At 68.7% G+C, this 2,793-nt stretch carries 1 protein-coding gene; it reads right to left on the bottom strand.

Annotated elements, in window-relative coordinates; translation table 11 throughout:
* Window positions 1-144: 144 nt before the first annotated feature.
* Window positions 145-1,986, bottom strand: coding sequence for an IS481 family transposase (locus tag ACWEBX_RS38905; protein WP_451889428.1), 1,842 nt, complete (start codon window positions 1,984-1,986; stop codon window positions 145-147).
* Between the last annotated feature and the right edge of the window lie 807 nt (window positions 1,987-2,793).

Genomic DNA, 2,793 nt, shown 5'->3' on the forward strand with positions numbered 1-2,793 from the left:
CCCACCCGAAGCCGCGCCCGACAACAGCGCGGCAGGCGGGAATCGCCCTCCTTTAGGCGGGCGAGGATGTCAATGAGTGCAACGACGCTCAGCTCAGTGACCTGGGCATGGCCGGGCGGCGTCAACGCATGTCGGTGTGAGGTCTCAGGACTTCCTTGACGGTTTGTCGTCAGGAGATCCTTGACGGTCCTTCTGGGTTCCCATGCCTTTGACGTAGAGCCTGGTGATCGGTTCGCGGTTCTTGCGGGGGCGGACGGCGAGTTCGTCCTCACCGTGCAGGATCCGGTAGTGGGTGTCCTCGATGACGACGGTGACGATCTTTCCGGCATGCCGCGGGCCGAGCTTGATGAACTGACCGTTGATCATGAAGCGGCCACTCGCATGCACCTTGCGCTGGGCCCGGATGGCACCGGCCGGCAGGGGCGGAGGCGGCAGCGGGGACGTCGCCGTCCGCGCCCCGAGGATCTGCCCCAGACGCTCGGCCGGAACGGGGCAGGGCCACGTTCCCATCAGGGCGTTGTCGGCGATGGCGTGCATGAGGTGCCCGTCGAGGCGGAGAGTGATCGTGCGGCTGGCGAGGGCGAACCCGACCTGGTAGCGGCCCCCGGCCAGGCAGACGATCCCGTCACGATGGACCTTGCGGTCGACCTCGACCGGTTCGCCCGCGGCGAGGATGGCCGTGCCGCTGCGGGCCCTGGGCAGGGCGGCGGGTGCGGGCTCGGGACCGGCTGGACGGGCGCCGTAGCGCATGGTCAGGTAGGCGAGATCCTCCGGCCGCAGCCGGGACGGGACCGTGGTGACGAGGTGCCCGTCGAGGAGGAAATGGACGCTGCGCTGGTTCGCCCAGACCGTCAGCGTCCTGCCGGCCAGGGCCTGGTGGATGCCGACTCGCTGCCTGCGCGTGACCAGGGTGATCTCGCCGCTGGGAGGCACCCGCACGTCGAACTCGATCGCGGTGCCCTGCGGCGGCAGAACCGGCGGCTCGACAACCTCGACGGACAACTCCAGTTCAGCGACGGCCTGTTCAGAGTGCTCGCCACCGCCGCGGACGGCAGCATGGGGACGGAAGAGACTGATGGGGACAGCCATGTTCAGGGCCTGGTGCGGGCGCTGGTGGTTGTAGGCGTGCACCCAGCCGTCGATCGCTTCCTGGGCTGCGGCCAGCGACTCGAACGGCGCGACGTGATCGAGGAACTCCTCGCGCAGGGTGCGGTGAAAGCGTTCGATCTTGCCCGTGGTGGTGGGCGAGCGCGGCTTGGTCAGCCGCTGGGTGATGCCGTTCTCCCGGCAGATGCGCTCGAAGAGCACCTCCACTGGCTGGGGGCGGGTATGACGGCCGGTGAACTGCTTGCCGTTGTCCGTCAGGACCTCGAAGGGCACCCCGTAACGGCGCATGGCGGCGGTGAAGGCCGAGCACACCGCGCGGGCGCTGGGCACGGCCACCACTGAGGCGATCACGACGAACCGGGAGTGGTCGTCGATGCCGGTGACCATCTTGCACTCCCGCCCGTCGGCCAGCGGAACCCCTCCGACCAGGTCCAACTGCCACAGGTGCATGGGCGCCTCACGTTGCCACCGGCGGTACTTGCGCGGATGCTGCTGTTCCTGGACGCGGACCAGGCCGTTGCGGGACAGCACCCGGTGGACCGTTGCCCGCGACGGTGCGGACTCCAGCCCGCGGCCGGCCAGCTCGTGAGAGATCCGGCGGGCACCCCACCGCGGATGCCGGCGACGCAGCTCGCAGATCTCGGCCTCCACCTCGGCGGACAGGCGTGTGGGGCTGTTCCACGGGCGCCGGGAGCGGTCCAGCAGACCAGGCATGCCCTCCTGCTCGAACCGTCGCCGCCAGCTGTGCAGCGTCTGCCGTGAAGTGCCGTATCGGGCGGCGACCTCACCGATCGGAGACCCGCCGAGCACCTCGCGGACAGCCCGATAGCGGTACTCGGCCAACTGCTGAACATCCACGACTCCGACTGAAGCACCCATGCCCTAGGAGCAGTTGGGAGACGACGGACGTTCAGTCGAACGTGTCAACCATGTCCAGAGCACAAACGGTCAAGCATCTCCTGAGACCTCACACTGACAAACGCAAGGGGGCAGGTCGTGCAGGGTGCTGGGGCTTCCTGGCCGGGCACGCCCGCGTGCTGTTCGCGGTCGCCCGCGACCCGCCGCCCCGCTGCGTGACATCGCCACGGCCTGCCGGATCACTGAGCGCACCGTCCAGAACATCGTCACCGATCTCGAACGGTCCGGCCTGCGCCGCGAACGCGATGGAAGATGCACGCGCTACACCCTCCTCCTGGACGGCACACTCCGAGATGTTCACGGGGCCCGTCCGCGACCGTCCTGAACTGTTCACCTCCGGCAGTGACTACTGAAGCCCCGCATCCGCTCCGACTCGATCTCCGCGCGATCGGTGAAGCCCGTCACCTCACCCCGTTGCGATCCGCGCGCTGCCACCGCCGCTACTTCCCACCGAGTGCGCGTCGCCGTTCATGCCTGTCGACTGTCGACCAGGGCACCCCGATCGAGGCCTCCTGCCGCATCGTCATGGTTGGGGACACCTCGAGGAAGCCTGGTACGTAGCCGGCGAGTACTGCCCCGCCCTTCCGCCTGCGGCTCCAACGGCCACCGCTTGGGCGAGCAGGACAAGCTTGCCGAAGAACCACACGCCCGTGTCGATGACACAAGGAGGCGCCGACGTCGTCTGCGCGCTTGCCGGCCTTGCCGCTGCTGCAGTAGGTGGCCTCACTCTTGAACCCAGTCAGGCCGGGACCGAACAGCCGAGCCGGG

The organism is Streptomyces sp. NPDC005070 (genome assembly GCF_053600395.1).

Bases quoted from the DNA above. Each gene is read 5' to 3' on its own strand.
- ACWEBX_RS38905 (WP_451889428.1), bottom strand. From the start codon at position 1,986: ATGGGTGCTTCAGTCGGAGTCGTGGATGTTCAGCAGTTGGCCGAGTAC.